Below are 17,325 nucleotides of genomic sequence, written 5' to 3' on the forward strand. Positions count from 1 at the left end.
GTATGAAAATTGAAAATATTAAAGATGTATTCTTTGATTTAGACCACACGTTATGGGATTTCGAAAAAAATTCAGAATTAACTTTTGCTAAAATATTTGCAGAAAAGCATCCCGAGATAGCGGTTGCAGCTTTTATCGAAAAATATGTTCCAATCAATCAAGCCTGTTGGCAGTTGTACCAATACGATAAAATAACGCATGAAGAATTACGGTACAATCGATTAAAGCAATCCTTTGATGCAATCGAATATGAAATATCAGATGAGGCTATCGCGGTAATAGCTCAAGATTACATTGATATGTTACCGGATAACAATCATCTTTTTGAAGGCGCTTTCGAAATTTTAGACTATTTAAAGGAGAAATATCAACTTCACATTATAACCAATGGTTTTGCAGATGTGCAAGATCGAAAAATAAAAAATTCCCGTTTAGAGCATTATTTTATCTCGGTGACAAATTCTGAGACTGCGGGTGTCAAAAAACCAAATCCAATTATTTTTGAACACGCTTTGCGTGTGGCTAATGCTACGAAGGAACAGAGTATCATGATTGGCGATTCGCTCGATGCCGATGTAGAAGGTGCTTTGGAAATTGGATTAGAAGCGATTTTCTTTAATGAGAGTCAGTTGCAAACAGCGGCTCACATTAAGCAGGTGAGTCATTTGTTAGAATTAAAAAAATATTTATAATTATGAAAAAGAAACTAGTTTTTATCGCCCTATTACTGTCGGGTTTAGCAATCGGCCAATCTATCAACGACTATAAAGCAGTCATCATACCATTAAAATATGAGTTTATGAAGACAGATAATCAATACCGTATCGCTACTTTAACGAAGGTTAATTTAAACAACGCAGGTTTTGAAGCTTATTATGCTAATGAGGATAAACCTTTAGAATATGGAGATCGTTGCAATTTATTGAATGTTGATGTGGTGAAAGAGAATGCATTTTTAACTACAAAACTTTATGTTGTTTTTAAAGACTGTTACGGAAAAGTCGTATTTACATCTGAAATCGGAAAAAGTAGAGAAAAAAATTATGAAACCGCTTATAAGGAGGCTTTAAATAATGCATTCGAATCAGTAACCGCTTTAAATTACAAATATAATGGAAATGCTGTGGCTACTAGTGCTACTCCTAAATCCGATGTTATTAAAGTAGCAGATGTAAGGGCCGAAAGTGTTAGTGGGGAGTCTCAAACTGCTGTGAGTTCAGCTGCTGCGGTTGCCGTTACAGTTCCAAGTTCAGCCGTTTTATATGCTCAGCCTACGGCAAGTGGTTTTCAATTAATAGACAGTACGCCAACTGTTGTTTTTAAAATTCAAAAGACAGCCAAAGCCGATTATTTTCTAGCTCAAAAAGGAAACACAAATGGGGTAATGTATAAAAAAGACAGTATGTGGGTTTTTGAATATTATCAGGGAGAAACCTTAATGTCAGAAACCGTTGCCGTTAAGTTTTAAAAATTAGGCTACAATAAAAAAAAAGCAAGTACGGTCGTACTTGCTTTTTTTATTAATAGTCGTATTTGTCTTTCCATCTATTTTTTAAAAAATCTCTGGTCGTATTTTCTCTAGCGTTTGTGCCCGGAATGTAGATAGGAGTATTTTTTAAAGCATCAGGCAGGTATTCCTGATCAGTAAAATTATTTTGGTAATCATGCGAATATTTGTACTCTTCGCCATAGCCTAATTCCTTCATGAGTTTCGTTGGTGCATTTCGCAAATGTATCGGGACTGATAAGTCGCCCGTTTGTTTTACCAATTGTTGTGCTGTACCTATCGCTAGGTATGAAGCATTACTTTTAGGTGATGTAGCAAGATAAATAGCGCATTGACTAAGAATAATGCGGCTTTCAGGATAGCCAATTGTAGCCACTGCCTGAAACGTATTGTTGGCCATTATAAAAGCAGTAGGATTCGCGTTACCAATATCTTCACTCGATAAGATAAGCATTCGCCTAGCAATAAATTTCACATCTTCACCTCCTTCAATCATGCGAGCAAGCCAGTAAACGGCACCATTAGGATCGCTACCTCTTATCGATTTAATAAAAGCCGATACAATATCGTAATGCTGTTCTCCTGTTTTGTCATATAAAACAGTATTTTGCTGTACTAAAGCAAACACACGTTCGTTAGTAATTGTAACCCTTTCGTCCGCTGATGCATTAATAACCAGCTCAAATATATTTAACAATTTACGTCCATCGCCGCCCGATAGGCGCAATAAAGCCTCTGTTTCTTTGAGTTCTATATTTTTAGTTTTCAACAAGGCATCTGTATGCATCGCTCTTTGTAATAGGGCTTCAAGATCTGCTGCTGTAAAGGCATTTAATACATAAACCTGACATCTCGAAAGTAGTGCAGGAATCACCTCAAAACTCGGGTTTTCAGTAGTGGCTCCTATTAATGTAATCCAGCCTTTTTCGACAGCCGCTAATAACGAATCTTGTTGTGATTTGCTAAATCGGTGAATCTCATCAATGAATAAAATAGGATTTTTGGCAGTAAACATGCCTCCACTTTGTTTTGCTTTGTCAATAACCTCCCGAATATCCTTAACGCCAGAGTTAATAGCGCTCAAGATAAAAAAAGGACGTTGCGATTCCTGTGCAATAATTTGTGCTAAGGTTGTTTTACCGGTACCAGGCGGTCCCCAAAAAATCAAGGACGGAATAATTCCTTTCGAAATTTGTTGTGTCAATGAACCATCCGGCCCTATTAAATGTGCCTGACTAATATAATCTTCTAGCTTTTGTGGTCGTATGCGTTCTGCTAATGGTGCTTCCATAGTACAAAATTACTGTTTTTTATTTGAAGCTATTCCAGCTCTCCACTATATCTTTAGGCTATTGTCTCGATTTTAAAAATCGAGACAATAGCCTAAAGGATGCCGTTTCGATCTGGGCTAAAAACGATTTAGTTTTAAATCAAACACAATTCCTTGTTTCAGTCTGACAAAATAGCACTAATTTAGTTTTGGTCACAAATTTGATTCAATCATAGAAAGTAGCATAATGGATAAACATTTTAAATTTACTAACGCAGTCATTGGACTCCCGCTTTTTTTTGTGCTACTGCTTTGGTTTCTATATTGGTTAGAAATCAGATTTGATTATGACTTTGTAGAAAACGGTATTTATCCAAGAAGCATTTCAGGTTTGCAAGGAGTGTTGTTTAGTCCCTTTATTCATAGTGATCTAGTTCACCTCTATAATAATTCAATTCCTTTATTGATTTTATTGGCTGCCTTGCAATTCTTTTACCCTAAACAAAGTTTTGGTGTTATAACTTTTGGAATATTAATTTCAGGAATGATTACTTGGTTGATAGGTCGTCACAGCTACCATATTGGAGCAAGCGGACTTATTTACGTACTATTTAGCTTTATCTTTTTTAAAGGGTTGCTAACGCAATATTACCGTTTGATGGCATTATCATTAGCCGTTATTATGATTTACGGTGGGATGGTGTGGTATGTATTCCCAAAGGTTGATGATGCTATTTCTTGGGAAGGTCATTTAGGAGGCTTTATTGCTGGCTGCTTTTTAGCGTTTGTTTATAAGACTACAGAATATAAAAAGGAACCTAAGTACGATTGGGAACAAGCTGATTATGATGCATCTGCTGATAAATTCATGCAGCGCTTTGACGAAAACGGGAATTTTTTCAATTTACCAATCGAGGAAGAGGTGATTGATCCCTATTTTTATAGCGATTGGGATGTACATTATGAAATTACTGAAACAAAAAAAACGAATTAGGACCTAAGTCTTAATTCGTTTTTTTGTAATAAGTATTTTTTAATTTAGCTTCTTTGTCTAACTGCTTCATATAAAAAAGCACCACAAGCTACTGATACATTTAGGGATCCAATGGTTCCAAACATAGGTAGTTTTGCTTTTTCGTCAACTATTTTAAGTACTGATGGATTAACACCTCGGTCCTCTGATCCCATTATGATAGCAACAGGTTCGTTAAGTGAAATATCATAGATGTTTTGATCTGTTTTCTCAGTAGCAGCAACCGTTTTTATACCGCTTGCTTGTAAAAGAAAAATAGCGTCTTTGATGTGTTCTACTTTGCAAATCGGAATATTAAATACTGCACCAGCCGAAGTCTTAACAGTATCGCCATTTACAGGAGCTGATCCTGCTTTTTGCACAATAATTCCGTTTACCCCAGTACATTCTGCTGTTCTGATGATAGCTCCAAAATTTCTAGCATCTGATATTTGATCTAAAATTAAAAACAAAGGTTTTTTTCCGTTTTCAACAACCGTATCAATTAATGTTTCTAAATCGAAAAAAGAAATAGGAGAGATGCTTGCAACGGCACCTTGATGATTGTTGGGAGTAAGACGATTTAATTTTTCAACAGGAACATAGGAAAAGTTAATGTTCGCTCTTTTCATGACTTTCATTAAGTCCTTCATTAGTTCGCCACTAGCTTCTTTTTGTATGTATACTTTATCTATTGTGTTTCCTGCTTGGATTGCCTCAATGATGGCTCTAATCCCAAATATCTGATGTTCTTTTTCCATGGCGCAAAGATATAAAAAAAAACCATCAGTGTTAACTGATGGTTTTTAAGTTTATTAATTTGATATTCCAAATAATTATGGAGTTGGAACATACCAAAACGGACCTTGTGTAGTAACCTGTGCTGATGTTAAAATAGGCACGTTAGCAGAGTTGGCATTGTACTCTGATAATGGATAGATTAATCTTTTTGGTCTTGTTGGTTGAATATTAGCATTATTTATAGTACCAGGAATTGTTGGAAAACCTGTTCTCGTAAAGTTAATGTAATTTTCTACACCATGAATACCACTTAAGGCAATCCATTTTTGAGATAAAATTGCTTGGATTTTATTTGTAGTTCCATCGTATCCATATCCTGGTTTAAGATTGATATCTGTCAAATACGTTCCTATAGTTGCTCCAAGATAAGTAAAAGAAGCTGTAACACCTTGATCAAAAAGCGTCTTAGCAACTCCAGTTAATTTTCCTCTTTCTACTGCTTCCGCTTGTAAAAATTTACTTTCTGCTAATAACATTAGTACTCCTGCTTTTGAAGAACCAGCAGCAGTACGTTCTGCAGTATTTGCTCCTACATAATTGGTGATTCCTAAACCAAATCTTGATGTAGGGTTAGTAGCATTAGTTTGACCAGTAAGCGCTGTTTGTCCTTGATCTGTACCTACTACTTTTCCACCTACTGCAAGCCAGAATCTTAAACCTCTTGGGTCAACAACTCCTGCAGTTGCACTACCTGTTTCACCATTTAATATGTCTGCAAAGTATTTTGAAGATGTGAAAAATGTGTAGTTTGTATTTGATGTTGATCCTGCTGCATCTCTAACGTTTGCTCCAAAAAATGGGTTTTGTTGGTCGTTGTTAGCTGATGAATATCCTGGATTTATCAGTACGTCTGCATCAACAAAATTATTTAAAGTTTGTAATGTTGCATATTTACTGTTTACATAAGCTACAGTTGCTGCATCGGTTAATTGACTTTGTCTCAATAAAATTCTTAATTCGATAGTGTTGGCTAATTTAGTCCACTTTGCCATGTTTCCAGCAAAAACAATATCAGTTGTAACACCCTCTGTAGTTGGTGTTGGACTAGCAATTAATGCTCTAGCTTCTTCTAGCTCTTTAATTAATTCTTTGTAGATAACTGCATCGTCTGTGTAAGCAGGAGTAGTGTTATTTTGTCCTTTAAATGCTTCAAAATAGGGAGCGTCACCATATAAATCAACGATGTATTGCATATAATGCGCTTTCATGATTTTTGAAATTGCAATATAATTTTGCTGATTAGGTAGCGGTGTCTCAATTATTTGTTGAAAATTGTTTACACTTCTATATAATCCATCCCATATCGCTGAATATGTAGTATTGTCAAAATTGTACGAATACTCTAAACGCAACGGGTTAGTAAATTGATAAATGTTTCCACCCCAAGAGTTTGCCATAACACTTCCTAATCTATTCATAGTGATAGATTGAACTCTAAAAGCTTGCGCTTGAGCTCCTGGAAGAACCAATCTTGGTGGTAAATTTTCTGCTAGTGCAGAGTTAGGTGTGATATTCTCGTCCAGGTAATCATTACATGAAGTAAGTGATATAGCGAAAATAGCTAGTATTAAACTTATTTTTTTCATCTTATTTGTATTAAAAAGTTAAATTGATGCTTCCACCAACGGTTCTAGTAGTAGGATATTGACCAGTGCTTGAATAACCTGCTGCATTACTTCCAGATCCAGCAGAAGAGGCCTCTGGGTCAGTATATCCTTTGTTTCCTTTTGCTAAAACCACAAATGGGTTTCTAGCGTTAACACCAACTCTCAATGATGTTAAGCCTAATTTACTTATTGTAGTAGTAGGTAATGTATAACTTAACGCTAGTTCACGAACTTTGAATGCTGTTGCGTCAATTACGTTGTGTTCTCCTGTTCTACTTAAAGCATCATAATAGTCAATTACACCATTAGTTCCGTATCCTTTTGCAGATGCTACAGTGGTATTAGGAGCATAAACTCCTGATCCTGGCGCAGTTTCTATAACTGAGTTTGGAAGTATAAAACCTGCATCTCTATCGAAATTAGCTGATTCTTCTAATCTTCCTGGCCATGTCAATGCATATTTAGTACCCGAAATTATAGAGTGTCCTGTTCTATAATCCATAACAACAGTTAATTTTATCCCTTTGTATTCAAAAGAGTTGGTAAGCCCTAATATGTAATCAGGAGTTGCTTTTCCTAAAATTGAATTTGAAGATGTTCTTGAAGGTAAACCTTGAGCGTTTACAATGATGCTACCATTTGCGTCTCTTACAAAAGTAGTTCCTTTAATTAAAGGGAATTCTTCTCCTACTTGTGCAAAAATACCTGTTCCTGTCGCCGCATTAGTTAGTAAGTTAATTTCGCTAGCTCCTTGAGCTAATGAATTTATTACTGATTTATTTGTAGCGTAACTTGCGCGTAAATTCCAGTTGAAGTTGTCAGTTTTGAAAGGTACTAAACCTAAATCAATTTCAAAACCTGTAGTTGTCATGTCTCCAATATTAGATTGTGCAGTTGACAATCCAGATGCTGAAGATGTTGTTGCAGCAGTAATCAAATCTTTAGTTTTTGCTTTATAAACAGATCCGTCTAAAGTAATTCTGTTGTTTAGAAAACCTAAATTAACATCTAACTCAGCGGTTGTAACAAACTCAGGTCTGATGTTTTTGTTAGTAGGATTTTGATTAGCTATATATGAACCTAGGTTACCATAAGGGAAACCTGTTGGAGAAACTCCAATTTCATTTATTGCATAAGTTCCTACTGCTGATGAGTTACCTACTTTGGTAATGTTGGCAGCAATCTTAGCGTAGTTTAGCGCTTTGCCTCTTAGGTTCTCAAATGCAAGTGTAGGAATAAATGAAACTCCAGCACTGCTGTAAAAGAAGTTGTTATTGTTTTTTGGTAAAACTGATGACCAATCATTTCTTCCTGTTAAGTTTAAGAATAAAAAGTCTTTATATCCTAAATCAACGTTTGCCAAAGCTGAAGCTCTGTTTGACTTCAAATATCTATTGTCAAGCGTAGAGGGATTTGCAGGGCTTAAAACATTTTTGATGTTATAAAAACCTGGGATGTCTAAATTTGTTCCACCTTGTGAAGTAACTCTATAAGAGTTGTCTTGCATATTGCTTCCGATGTTTGCTTTCAAATTCAAATCATCTGTCAAGTCATAGTTTAAGTTAACCAATAAATCTCCATAATATTTTCTATTAAAAGATTGGCTAGCATAGTACTCTGAAGTTTGATCTCTGTTCGCACCTTGGCTGATTAAGTATGCATTTTCTTTGTAACTATTTATATGTGACTGTCCATCACTAGAAGTAAACTGTAAGTTTCCAGTGTAGCTAACATTAATGTTTTTATTAATGTCATACTTTAATGCTGCTATAGCGTTTACAAATGATCTTGTTGCATCGCTTCTATTATTAGCTTGAGTCCAGTAAGGGCTTTGGTAATAAATAGTCCAGTGACCTTCGTTTCCTGAATTAGCAAATTGAGATATAGGAATGTTTCCTGGTGTTTGAATTAAATCACTTAGCAATCCTGCTGAAGTTTCAGTAGAACTTTGATAGTTATAGTTGATGTTACCATCGATACTAAATTTACCAACTTTTTTTCCTGCTTTAAACAAAAAGCTGTTTCTTTCTAATTTATCTCCATTAACTACAAATTCTGTTTTCAAGTTGTTTGCTGAAAACACAACGTAAGAGTCAGTACTACCTGCGTTCAATGAAAAACCATTTTGGAAAGTTGTACCTGTTTGGTAGAATTGTTTTACATTGTCTTTTATATACGAATATGGAAGTTGTAATGAATTTCCATCGGCTTGCGGTAATCCGGTGTCTCTTATAGTTCCGTCAAATAATTCACCCCAAGAACCATTTTCTGTAGGATCATGTCCTCCAAACCAACCTTGTCCGTATTTTTTTTGAGTAGTAGGAACGTAAGCAATTGTTTCAAAGTCTACAACTGAGTTTACACTTACCGTTAATTTACCGCCATCTTGTGCTCCTCTAACTGTATTTACAATTATTACTCCGTTTACACCTTGCTCTCCGTATAAAGCAGCACCTTGTGCACCTTTTAACACGTTAAGACTTTCTACTAATTCTGGTGGTAATTGTTGTAATGCTGCTGCTGTAGAAATTGCGTTGTCAATTACTACTAAAGCTTCATTGTTTCCTGTGATAGAGCGAGATCCCCTAAGCACGATTCTTGTTCCTCCATTTACTCCACCTGAGGTTCTGTTAATCTGTAAACCAGATACTTTACCTACTAAAGATTGTACAACATTTGGATTTGCTGCTTGTGTAAGCTCCTTTTTGTTTACAATTTGTGAAGCAGATGTTACTGCATCTTTTGATCTTTTAATACCTAATGCTCCAACAATAACTCCTTCTAGTTCGATGGAGTCATCTTGCAATTTTACATTTACAGTGGTTGCATTTGCAGTCAGTTCTTGACCTTTCATTCCAATGTAGCTAAACATCAAAATTTGACTGGGTGCTGCTTTGATGGTATATTTACCATCGAAATCAGTTTGTGTTCCCGATTTTGTCCCTTTAACTAAAACACTTACGCCAGGTAATGGCATTCCTGTTTTGTCAGAAACAGTACCAGTAACGGTTCTTTCCTGCGCAAAAGTTAGTTGCGCTACAAGTACTAATAGTAGTACCAAGATTCCATTGAACTTTAGTTTCATTTTTTAAAATTTTTAATTAGTGAAACAAAAATCTTAATAATTTGTTAACTTACCTAATATAAAAACTTAAAATTCAAAAATAATAGTGAAATTTAACATTTTAACCTATATGGAACAATTTGTTATAAAAAACTGTTTTAAGTTTACTGATGTAGTTTTTTACTCCTTTTTTTGAAAAATATATAATACAATTCATAATGTTTTAATTGTCTTATTTAGGGTTATTTCGTTGCTTTGTAAGTACTTAATGGTGTTTCTTTTGGTTGTAGGCAGTTTTATTTTGTGTTTATTTTATGATTTTGAGATAGTCTTTTTGCAATAAATTTTGTCGTGATTTATTTATTATTCTTTTAATTGAATTTATTTTTATAGACTTTCGTTTGTTGTTGAATTTTTATCTTGTGCAAGATTGAAATTAATTTATATAAAAAAAGCCACTCATTGAGTGGCTTTCTTGTTTGATTATTAACGTTAGTTATGAACTGGTGTTTTAACCGTTATTTTTGGTATTGGGTTTGGTGTATTTGGGTTAGAGTTAACCTCCACTTGTGGGTAAAGTAGTCTTTGAGGTGAACCTGCAAATCCTGTTTTTAATTGAATCCCTGCCATGTTGTTTGATCTTCCAAAATCATTTAATGTTTCATAGGTTCCCATGAAGTAAATATATCTTTCTTGAAAAATCTCTCTTAATAGTGCTTCTTGTTGTGAGATGCTTGGGCTTGGATTTTCCATTCCTCCCGCTGTGAAATCAGCAAGCACATAGGGTAGGTAGCTTATTGCTTGACCGTTAAATCCGGTATTGTCAATTCCTATAGAATACCCCGTATTTAATAATGCTCTGTATTCATTGTAAGATGTTATACCTGTTGCTACTGATGTTCTAGCGTCGATTTCAGCTTTTATTAATAGCATTTCGCCATATGTTACTAAAGGAATGCCAGTCTCAGTACCAAATTTACCATCAGTTTCTCCCCAGTCAAATTGACTAAAGAAATTGAGTTCGTATGGTGCGAAATAGAATTCTTCAGTTGAGTAGGTGTAACCAAATCTCGCTGATTCATTTGTCTTGGCATTTCCTCTATATAGGGTTGCTGATGGATCTAGCAATCTTGCTGCGTAGCTATCACCTGACATGTAAGAATCTCTATCGTAAATTAGAAAAGAATAGTAAGGGTTAAAACTTTGACCAGAACTAGTTCCAAATTTAGCAACGAAATCTCCGCTGGCTGAGTCGATTCCAAATGTCGCATTGTTTTTAGCAAGAATATATTCTTTAGTATGCAAGTAATATCTAGCTTTTAAAGAATATGCAAGTTTTATCCATTTCGACGTATCGCCCTTGTAATATAGATCTGAATCGGTATTTATAGCAGGTCCAGTAGTTTTTTGAAGGTTTACAATTGCTTTATCCAAAAGATCTTGAATACTTTTGTAAACATTAGCTTGCGAATCATATTTTGGAGTTAAGTTTTTTCCTGATATATCTATTTCAGAATAAGGTACATCTCCCCAAAGCGAAGTAACGGTTCCTATACAATGAGCTTCTAAAACTTGTGCAACTCCTGCAGTTCTTGGGCTACCTTCAGCCAGTGCTTTAGTAGAAGTGATTTTAGCTTGTGTAATAACATTAACATAGGCATTGTTCCAGCTATCATCAAATGACGATGCTGCTGAATTATTCCAGTTGTTTAAGGCTACGTACTGTCTGTCTTCACCGTTGGCTTGGTTCAACCAAATCATTACGTCTCTGGTATTAGAGCTCGTTTGAAAAAATTGATTGGCTAGCATTACTCCTTGAAGTAGGTTTTTGGCATTAGAATCTAGTAAAAGATCTGGATCAACATTTAGATCATCTACATAACTGGTACAACCAACTATCGAAGCAAGCAGTGCGCAGAATGTTACTATTTTTATATTTATATTTTTCATTTTCTTAGAATTTTAAATTAACACTAAAGATTATAGATTTAGAGTTTGGACTATTAAAGTATTGTAGTCCTCTTCCGTTTGATCCTCCTGTAAGATTAGTTTCAGGATCTTGTCCTAATGTTTTGTCTTCAGTCCATAACCATAAATTTCTACCAGTTCCTGTAAAAGTAATGCTTTCGAACCCTACATTTTTATTTTTGAATTTTAATAAGTAAGATAGACTTAGTTCTCTCCATTTAACCCATGATGCAGATTTAACGAATTGCGAACTAACAGGTCCGAATCCACCACCTAATTGTGTGTACCAAGACTCATCTAACAATACATTTCCAGCTCCAAAGTCTCTCAAGTTACCTCTTACTGTTCCTGCAGGAATAAGATCTCCATCGTAGTTTACCGTCGGGCTTGTTAATGTTACTTCATTAGCAGATTCTATTGTTTTACCAAAATTGTTTAAGGCTCCATTTGTTCCGTCCCAAAGTTGGCCACCTATTGAGGCGTCAAATAATGTGCTAAGCGTAAGGTTTTTATAACTTACTGATGTTCCAATTGCACCTCTCCAATTTGGATTAGGATCTCCTATAACTCCTTCAACTGGTGCTACAGTCGGGAAACCATTTGAATCCAGTATTAAAGAGTTATTTGCATCTTTTGCAAATGTACCTCCCCATAAAACTCCTAATGGCTGACCAAGTACCGCACGAGAAGAGGAGCCAGCAAAACCATCTAAAAATAAAGATTCGGTTCCTTCTAATTGGGTTACTTTATTTCGGTTTCTACTCCAGTTACCAAATAAATTCCATTTTACAGCCGATGCTGAGGATAGTAGATTAGCATCAAATTCAACTTCTATTCCTCTGTTTTGTATCGTTGCAAAATTACCGTAAATACTAGAGTAAGTAGAAGAACCATTTAAAGGTACATCGACAAGTAAGTTTTTAGTTTCATTTGCATAATAAGTTGCGTTGATCGATAGTCTATGGAAGAATTCTAAGTCAGCGCCAAATTCTGTTTCTGTTTTAATCTCAGGTTTAAGGTTTGGATTTCCTCTACCAGCTGACCTTTGAAACGATCCGTTGTAAGCCCCTGAATCATATGCGGGTCCGTATCCTTCAGCACCTGCTGCTGAAGCAAAATAGGTTGTTCCAGCGTATGGTCTTGGTATAGATGCTATTTGACCAAAAGTAACTCTTGCTTTTCCATTAGTTAAAATTTCACTATTGGAGTTTTTAGTAAATTTATAAGCTGCTTCAGCTGTTGGGTAAAAATATGATTTTAAGTTAGGGCTATACGTTGAAGCAGTCTCTAAACGTCCTCCAACTGTTAAGTATAAGTAATCCTTATAATCAAATGCTGCTGAAAAATAACCTCCGCTTAGTTTTGAATAGGTTCTATTTAAGAAAGTTGTTTTATCTACTATTAATGCATTATCATAAGCGAATTTATCACTATCTATCAAGAAATTTTTGTAAGACCCCCCTCTTTGGTCGTATTCACTTGATGAAAAGTTTATACCTGTTAAATAAGTTAATCCTATACTTTCGTTGATTTGTAAGTTTCCTAAAGCGATTAAATCTACGTTATATGATTTGAAGTCAGTTACACTTTCTGTAGCAAATCCATTTCCAGCATTTTCCGATGAATTCATAGGAAACATACTTGATCTTTTGTCTGAATAACCGTCAAGTCCTAATCTACCTAATAATGTTAACCAGCTAGATACCTCTTGCTTAATTTCGAATCCAGCAATATATCTGTCAACTGTATTTGGGTTTTTTTGAACGTCAGTCGTCCATAGAGGGTTGTTGTAACTAGGATTTCTATCTCCTGCATTTGTACCAACTGCTTGTCTGTAGGCTCTTTGGCTGTTAAGCGAAGGAATCCCGTTTGTAAAGCTTGTTCCTTTAAAGTCGCTGTTGTCAAAATCAGCAGGAGTACGATAAAGTCCTAAAAATAATCCTGATAAATTGGAACCTTGTTGAATTCTATTCGAGTTACTTGAAGAGTAGCTAAATTTACTTTTAAAAGATAATTTATCACCAATTTTAGAGTCAGAAGTAAAATCGATACTTGTTCTCTCGTAATCAGAACCTCGAACAATTCCCTCTTGAACATTGCTTCCTAATCCAAGGTAAAAGCTTGTGTTCTCGCTACCACCACTTATAGATACGTGGTTGTTTATAGATTGTCCATTGTTTACAACGGCATTGTAGTTGGAATCATTAAAGTTAGCGGTACTGTTTTTGGTTGTTATTGGAAAGTATGTATTTCCGCTATCAGATACAAATGATTGTCCTGCGGTGTTAAATACATCAGCTGCTCCTGATCTTGTGGAAATTTTATCACCAAATGAACCTGATCTGAATGAAGCACCGCTCCAAACGCCACCTGATCCCTGTCCGTAAATGTCTTGCGTTTTGAATTTAATGTTTACTTTATCAAAGGAAACGCTTGAATTAACATCTACAGAAATTTTTCCTTTTTTTCCTTTTTTAGTAGTTATTAAAACTACACCGTTAGAGGCTCTATATCCCCATAATGCTGCTGCTGAAGCTCCTTTAAGTACTTTTACAGATTCGATATCATTAGGGTTAATGTCATTCATTCTGCTTTGTTGTCCTACACCGTCAACACCACTTCCTAGCTCATCACTTGATACTGGGATTCCATCTACAACGTATAATGGTTGTGTCGAACCAGTTATTGAGTTTTGACCTCTAATTTGTACGTAAGCTCCTGATCCTGGATCTCCAGAGTTTGATACGATGCTAACACCAGATGCCTTTGCAGATAATCCTTTTAGTAATGAAGTTTCTCCAGAATTCGTAAGGACATCACCTTTTACTTTTGAAAATGCTGATGCAGTTTCGTTTTTCTTTACTTCAATACCTAAAACGTTTATAGTAACACCTTCTAGTTCTAAGGCACTACCCATCATTTTAACATTTATTGTTGATGATGTAGCTTTTATTTCTTGAGTTTTCATTCCGATATAACTGAATGTTAAAACTTGAGAAGCAGAAGCTTTGATAGTGAATTTACCATCGAAATCCGTTTGCGTGCCTGAAGTTGTTCCTTTTAATAGAACACTAACACCCGGTATTGGCATCCCTGATTCATCAGAAACAACACCTGTAACGGTTCTTTCTTGCGCAAAAGTCAATTGCGCTACAAGTACTAATAGTAGTACCAAGATTCCATTGAATTTTAGTTTCATTTTTATTTGTTTTGATTAGTAATAACAAAAATCATAAAAAAACGTTAAAAATCCTAATTAAAAGTGGTCTTTGTTTGCTCTTTTAAAATGTAATATTATAACTTAAATGCACTAATGTGTTGTAAATGGTTGTTTTAACTTCATAATTGTAGTTCTTTACTGCATAAAATTTTAGTATTCCGTTTTTGGTACGTAGTCCTATTCCTAGCCCCAAACTATATAAATTTTGTTGGTATTTGTTTGTGGTTTTTTGATTTGGTAAATTAAAATGGCTGTAATCAGCAACTGTCGTTAGGTAAAAATTGTCGTTAAGCAGGTAGCGGTATTCTGTTGCAAGGACGAAATAAGTTTTGGCTAAAATACTATTTTCTTGAAAACCTCTTATACTGTTCATGCCGCCAAAACGATACAGTTCGTTTTGACTATATTCAGTACTGATCAGTGAATGAAAAAGTGCTTTGGTGTTAAAATGGTTTTTTTGATTTAGGTGAAAGGTGTTTGAAGCGTTAAGTGCTATGAATTTCTGTTGATTTATAGTGTTGACTGAAAACTCATTTGTGTTTTCTCTTTTGCCAATTCCTAGTTTTAAATCGATATAGCTTTTAATTGGGTTCATTGAATTGCTTCGCTCTTTAAGCTTGAATGAAAGTGAGCTTGTGTAAAACGTGCTTTTAAAATCGCTGATTTCGCCATTATTGATATTCTGGATGTCGCTGGAGCTAGTCGTTTCTCTTCCTATATAAATTCGGGTGTTGTACTTTATGTAGTAACTGGCTTCGAGTGCGGTTTTAGTGTTTTGAAAAGTGCTGTCTTGTTTAAGAATGTTGAGTTGAGCTTTCAGTCCAATTGGACTGCCAAAAAGGTACGGTAGTTCTAGTGTGCTATTAAAGGTTGTTTGGTTGTTTCCGTTGCTTTTCCAGTTCAGTCTAAATTCCTCACCGGCATTTAAAATATTTTCAAGTTGTAAATCTAAATAGCCACTTAAGGTTAATTTTTGATTTTCATTAGTGTTAAATCCTATGAATCCGTCAAAGGTATTGGCGCGTTGTTTTTCTAAGTAAACGTATATTTTGGTGGAATCATTGGTGAATAATGTTTCCGGGTATTTTGATTGCGTAACAAAGTTGTGTTTATCAAACTCTTCTTTGATTTTATTGATAGTGTTGTCAGATAGTAGATTATTTTTGAATTTTTTTACAATTTGATTTAAATGTCCTTTAGGGAATTGAAATTTGGTTTCATTATTTTTTGCAACAATTATAGTATTTATTTGTTTCTGTCTGTTTTGATTTATTACTAGAGTTGCGATCAGGGAAGAAGCTCCCTTTTTTAGATCGGTTAGGTTAACAGTCGCGAGAGGATAGCCTTCGTTATTTAATAATTGTTTTTTGTTATTTAAAAAATTTGAGATTTGCGAGTACTTTACAATCATTGTATCCTGCGTTATTTGTAGAATTTTCTTTAAACTAGGATTTATTGAGCTGGTAACCTTAATAGTGGTGATTCTTTTACCAAGATCTAGGTTAGCAATGTAGGAGCTATCGTTTATTTTAACTTGGTTGACCAAGAGGGTTTCAAGAAAGCCCTTTTGTATGAGGTAGTTTTGCGTTTTTGAGATTTCAGCCAAAAGGTGACCTATGTCTTGATGTTTCGTTTGGTAGTTTAAAGAATCAATAGATTTTGTTTCATTCACGGTCTTTCCTTCTATGGTAAGATGGTATTTTTGTGCAAAACAAGACAAGTTTGAAATGATTATTAAAAGGAGGAAGCTAATCTTTTTCAAACGGGTTTCGATTTAAGTTACTGGAATACAAATATCCAATCTTTACGGTTAAAATCAAATAGCTAAATAATCTTATTGAAAATTAATGGATTAACATTTGTAGAGTAAAAAATAATTTATACATTTGCAACCCCGTAAAAAGCGGGAATTAAATATACATAATAAATTTTTAGTATTAATTATGCCAACAATTCAACAATTAGTAAGAACAGGAAGAACTCAGATAACTAAGAAGAGTAAATCGGTTGCTTTAGATTCTTGTCCTCAAAGAAGAGGGGTTTGTACGCGTGTTTACACTACGACACCTAAAAAACCAAACTCTGCAATGCGTAAAGTAGCGCGTGTACGTTTGACAAATGGTAACGAAGTAAATGCCTACATCCCTGGTGAAGGACACAATTTACAAGAGCACTCGATAGTATTAGTTAGGGGTGGAAGGGTAAAAGATTTACCAGGAGTTAGATATCACATCGTTCGTGGTGCACTTGATACGTCAGGAGTAGCAGGAAGAACGCAAAGAAGATCTAAGTATGGTGCTAAACGCCCAAAAGAAGCAAAAAAGTAATTTAAAAAGTGTACTCGTAAATAAATAGTTACTGTTTGTTTGGGGGTTATACCTTTTTTTAAAAAAAAGACATGAGAAAAAGAGCGGCAAAGAAAAGACCACTTTTACCAGATCCAAGGTTTAATGACCAACTGGTAACACGTTTTGTGAACAACTTAATGTGGGATGGAAAAAAATCGACAGCGTTTAAAGTATTTTATGATGCAATTGACATCATTGAGTCTAAGAAACAAGATGCTGAAAAACCATCATTAGAAATATGGAAAGATGCTTTAACTAACGTTATGCCTCACGTAGAAGTACGTAGTCGTAGAGTAGGTGGAGCTACATTCCAAATTCCAATGCAAATTCGTCCAGACAGAAAAATTTCTATGGCTATGAAATGGTTGATTCTTTATTCAAGAAGAAGAAACGAAAAATCAATGGCTCAGAGATTGGCAAACGAATGTTTAGCTGCGGCTAAAGAAGAAGGTGCTGCTGTTAAGAAAAGAATGGATACTCACAAAATGGCAGAAGCTAACAAAGCTTTCTCTCACTTTAGATTTTAAT

Annotated in this window: 12 protein-coding genes; 5 read left to right on the forward strand and 7 right to left on the reverse strand. The window is 34.9% G+C overall.

Features of this window, described 5'->3' with window-relative positions; all coding sequences use genetic code 11:
* Nucleotides 1–2 precede the first annotated feature (2 nt).
* Together ACZ2G0_RS06325 and ACZ2G0_RS06330 are read left to right on the forward strand one after the other, a co-directional pair.
* Nucleotides 3–692 carry a YjjG family noncanonical pyrimidine nucleotidase gene (locus tag ACZ2G0_RS06325; protein ID WP_470309504.1) on the forward strand — a complete coding sequence of 230 codons (690 nt, stop codon included), beginning with the start codon at nucleotides 3–5 and terminating at the stop codon, nucleotides 690–692.
* 2 nt (nucleotides 693–694) lie between these two features.
* Nucleotides 695–1,468 carry a hypothetical protein gene (locus tag ACZ2G0_RS06330; protein ID WP_470309505.1) on the forward strand — a complete coding sequence of 258 codons (774 nt, stop codon included), beginning with the start codon at nucleotides 695–697 and terminating at the stop codon, nucleotides 1,466–1,468.
* Nucleotides 1,469–1,520: 52 nt separating this feature from the next.
* Here the strand turns inward: ACZ2G0_RS06330 and ACZ2G0_RS06335 are convergent, their stop codons facing one another.
* Nucleotides 1,521–2,798, reverse strand: a complete 1,278-nt coding sequence (locus tag ACZ2G0_RS06335; RefSeq protein WP_470309506.1) for a replication-associated recombination protein A — start codon at nucleotides 2,796–2,798, stop codon at nucleotides 1,521–1,523.
* Nucleotides 2,799–3,024: 226 nt separating this feature from the next.
* On the opposite strand from ACZ2G0_RS06335, the gene ACZ2G0_RS06340 reads away from it, so the two are divergent.
* On the forward strand, nucleotides 3,025–3,771 hold the full coding sequence (locus ACZ2G0_RS06340; protein ID WP_470309508.1) for a rhomboid family intramembrane serine protease: 747 nt from the start codon (nucleotides 3,025–3,027) through the stop codon (nucleotides 3,769–3,771).
* A 44-nt stretch (nucleotides 3,772–3,815) separates the two neighbouring features.
* Here the strand turns inward: ACZ2G0_RS06340 and rlmB are convergent, their stop codons facing one another.
* The 6 genes from rlmB to ACZ2G0_RS06370 all read right to left on the reverse strand — a co-directional run bounded on the left by rlmB (nucleotide 3,816) and on the right by ACZ2G0_RS06370 (nucleotide 16,211).
* Entirely contained in the window at nucleotides 3,816–4,550 is a 735-nt protein-coding gene (gene rlmB / locus ACZ2G0_RS06345; protein WP_470309509.1) for a 23S rRNA (guanosine(2251)-2'-O)-methyltransferase RlmB, read from the reverse strand.
* Between the two features lie 75 nt (nucleotides 4,551–4,625).
* On the reverse strand, nucleotides 4,626–6,176 hold the full coding sequence (locus tag ACZ2G0_RS06350) for a SusD/RagB family nutrient-binding outer membrane lipoprotein (protein WP_470309510.1): 1,551 nt from the start codon (nucleotides 6,174–6,176) through the stop codon (nucleotides 4,626–4,628).
* Between the two features lie 10 nt (nucleotides 6,177–6,186).
* Nucleotides 6,187–9,282, reverse strand: a complete 3,096-nt coding sequence (locus tag ACZ2G0_RS06355; RefSeq protein WP_470309511.1) for a SusC/RagA family TonB-linked outer membrane protein — start codon at nucleotides 9,280–9,282, stop codon at nucleotides 6,187–6,189.
* Between the two features lie 471 nt (nucleotides 9,283–9,753).
* Nucleotides 9,754–11,211 carry a SusD/RagB family nutrient-binding outer membrane lipoprotein gene (locus tag ACZ2G0_RS06360; RefSeq protein WP_470309512.1) on the reverse strand — a complete coding sequence of 486 codons (1,458 nt, stop codon included), beginning with the start codon at nucleotides 11,209–11,211 and terminating at the stop codon, nucleotides 9,754–9,756.
* A 4-nt stretch (nucleotides 11,212–11,215) separates the two neighbouring features.
* Entirely contained in the window at nucleotides 11,216–14,428 is a 3,213-nt protein-coding gene (locus ACZ2G0_RS06365; protein WP_470309513.1) for a SusC/RagA family TonB-linked outer membrane protein, read from the reverse strand.
* Nucleotides 14,429–14,510: 82 nt separating this feature from the next.
* Entirely contained in the window at nucleotides 14,511–16,211 is a 1,701-nt protein-coding gene (locus tag ACZ2G0_RS06370) for a BamA/TamA family outer membrane protein (RefSeq protein ID WP_470309514.1), read from the reverse strand.
* Nucleotides 16,212–16,392: 181 nt separating this feature from the next.
* On the opposite strand from ACZ2G0_RS06370, the gene rpsL reads away from it, so the two are divergent.
* On the forward strand, nucleotides 16,393–16,776 hold the full coding sequence (rpsL, locus tag ACZ2G0_RS06375) for a 30S ribosomal protein S12 (protein WP_007136570.1): 384 nt from the start codon (nucleotides 16,393–16,395) through the stop codon (nucleotides 16,774–16,776).
* A 71-nt stretch (nucleotides 16,777–16,847) separates the two neighbouring features.
* A complete protein-coding gene (gene rpsG, locus ACZ2G0_RS06380) occupies nucleotides 16,848–17,324 on the forward strand; it encodes a 30S ribosomal protein S7 (RefSeq protein ID WP_173852647.1) in 477 nt (158 codons plus the stop codon).
* Nucleotide 17,325: the final 1 nt, after the last annotated feature.

The organism is Flavobacterium sp. KKT103 (genome assembly GCF_055640565.1).

Coding starts and splice junctions, on each gene's coding strand:
- ACZ2G0_RS06325 (WP_470309504.1), top strand. CDS start 3: ATGAAAATTGAAAATATTAAAGATGTATTCTTTGATTTAGACCACACG.
- ACZ2G0_RS06330 (WP_470309505.1), top strand. CDS start 695: ATGAAAAAGAAACTAGTTTTTATCGCCCTATTACTGTCGGGTTTAGCA.
- ACZ2G0_RS06335 (WP_470309506.1), bottom strand. CDS start 2,798: ATGGAAGCACCATTAGCAGAACGCATACGACCACAAAAGCTAGAAGAT.
- ACZ2G0_RS06340 (WP_470309508.1), top strand. CDS start 3,025: ATGGATAAACATTTTAAATTTACTAACGCAGTCATTGGACTCCCGCTT.
- rlmB (WP_470309509.1), bottom strand. CDS start 4,550: ATGGAAAAAGAACATCAGATATTTGGGATTAGAGCCATCATTGAGGCA.
- ACZ2G0_RS06350 (WP_470309510.1), bottom strand. CDS start 6,176: ATGAAAAAAATAAGTTTAATACTAGCTATTTTCGCTATATCACTTACT.
- ACZ2G0_RS06355 (WP_470309511.1), bottom strand. CDS start 9,282: ATGAAACTAAAGTTCAATGGAATCTTGGTACTACTATTAGTACTTGTA.
- ACZ2G0_RS06360 (WP_470309512.1), bottom strand. CDS start 11,211: ATGAAAAATATAAATATAAAAATAGTAACATTCTGCGCACTGCTTGCT.
- ACZ2G0_RS06365 (WP_470309513.1), bottom strand. CDS start 14,428: ATGAAACTAAAATTCAATGGAATCTTGGTACTACTATTAGTACTTGTA.
- rpsL (WP_007136570.1), top strand. CDS start 16,393: ATGCCAACAATTCAACAATTAGTAAGAACAGGAAGAACTCAGATAACT.
- rpsG (WP_173852647.1), top strand. CDS start 16,848: ATGAGAAAAAGAGCGGCAAAGAAAAGACCACTTTTACCAGATCCAAGG.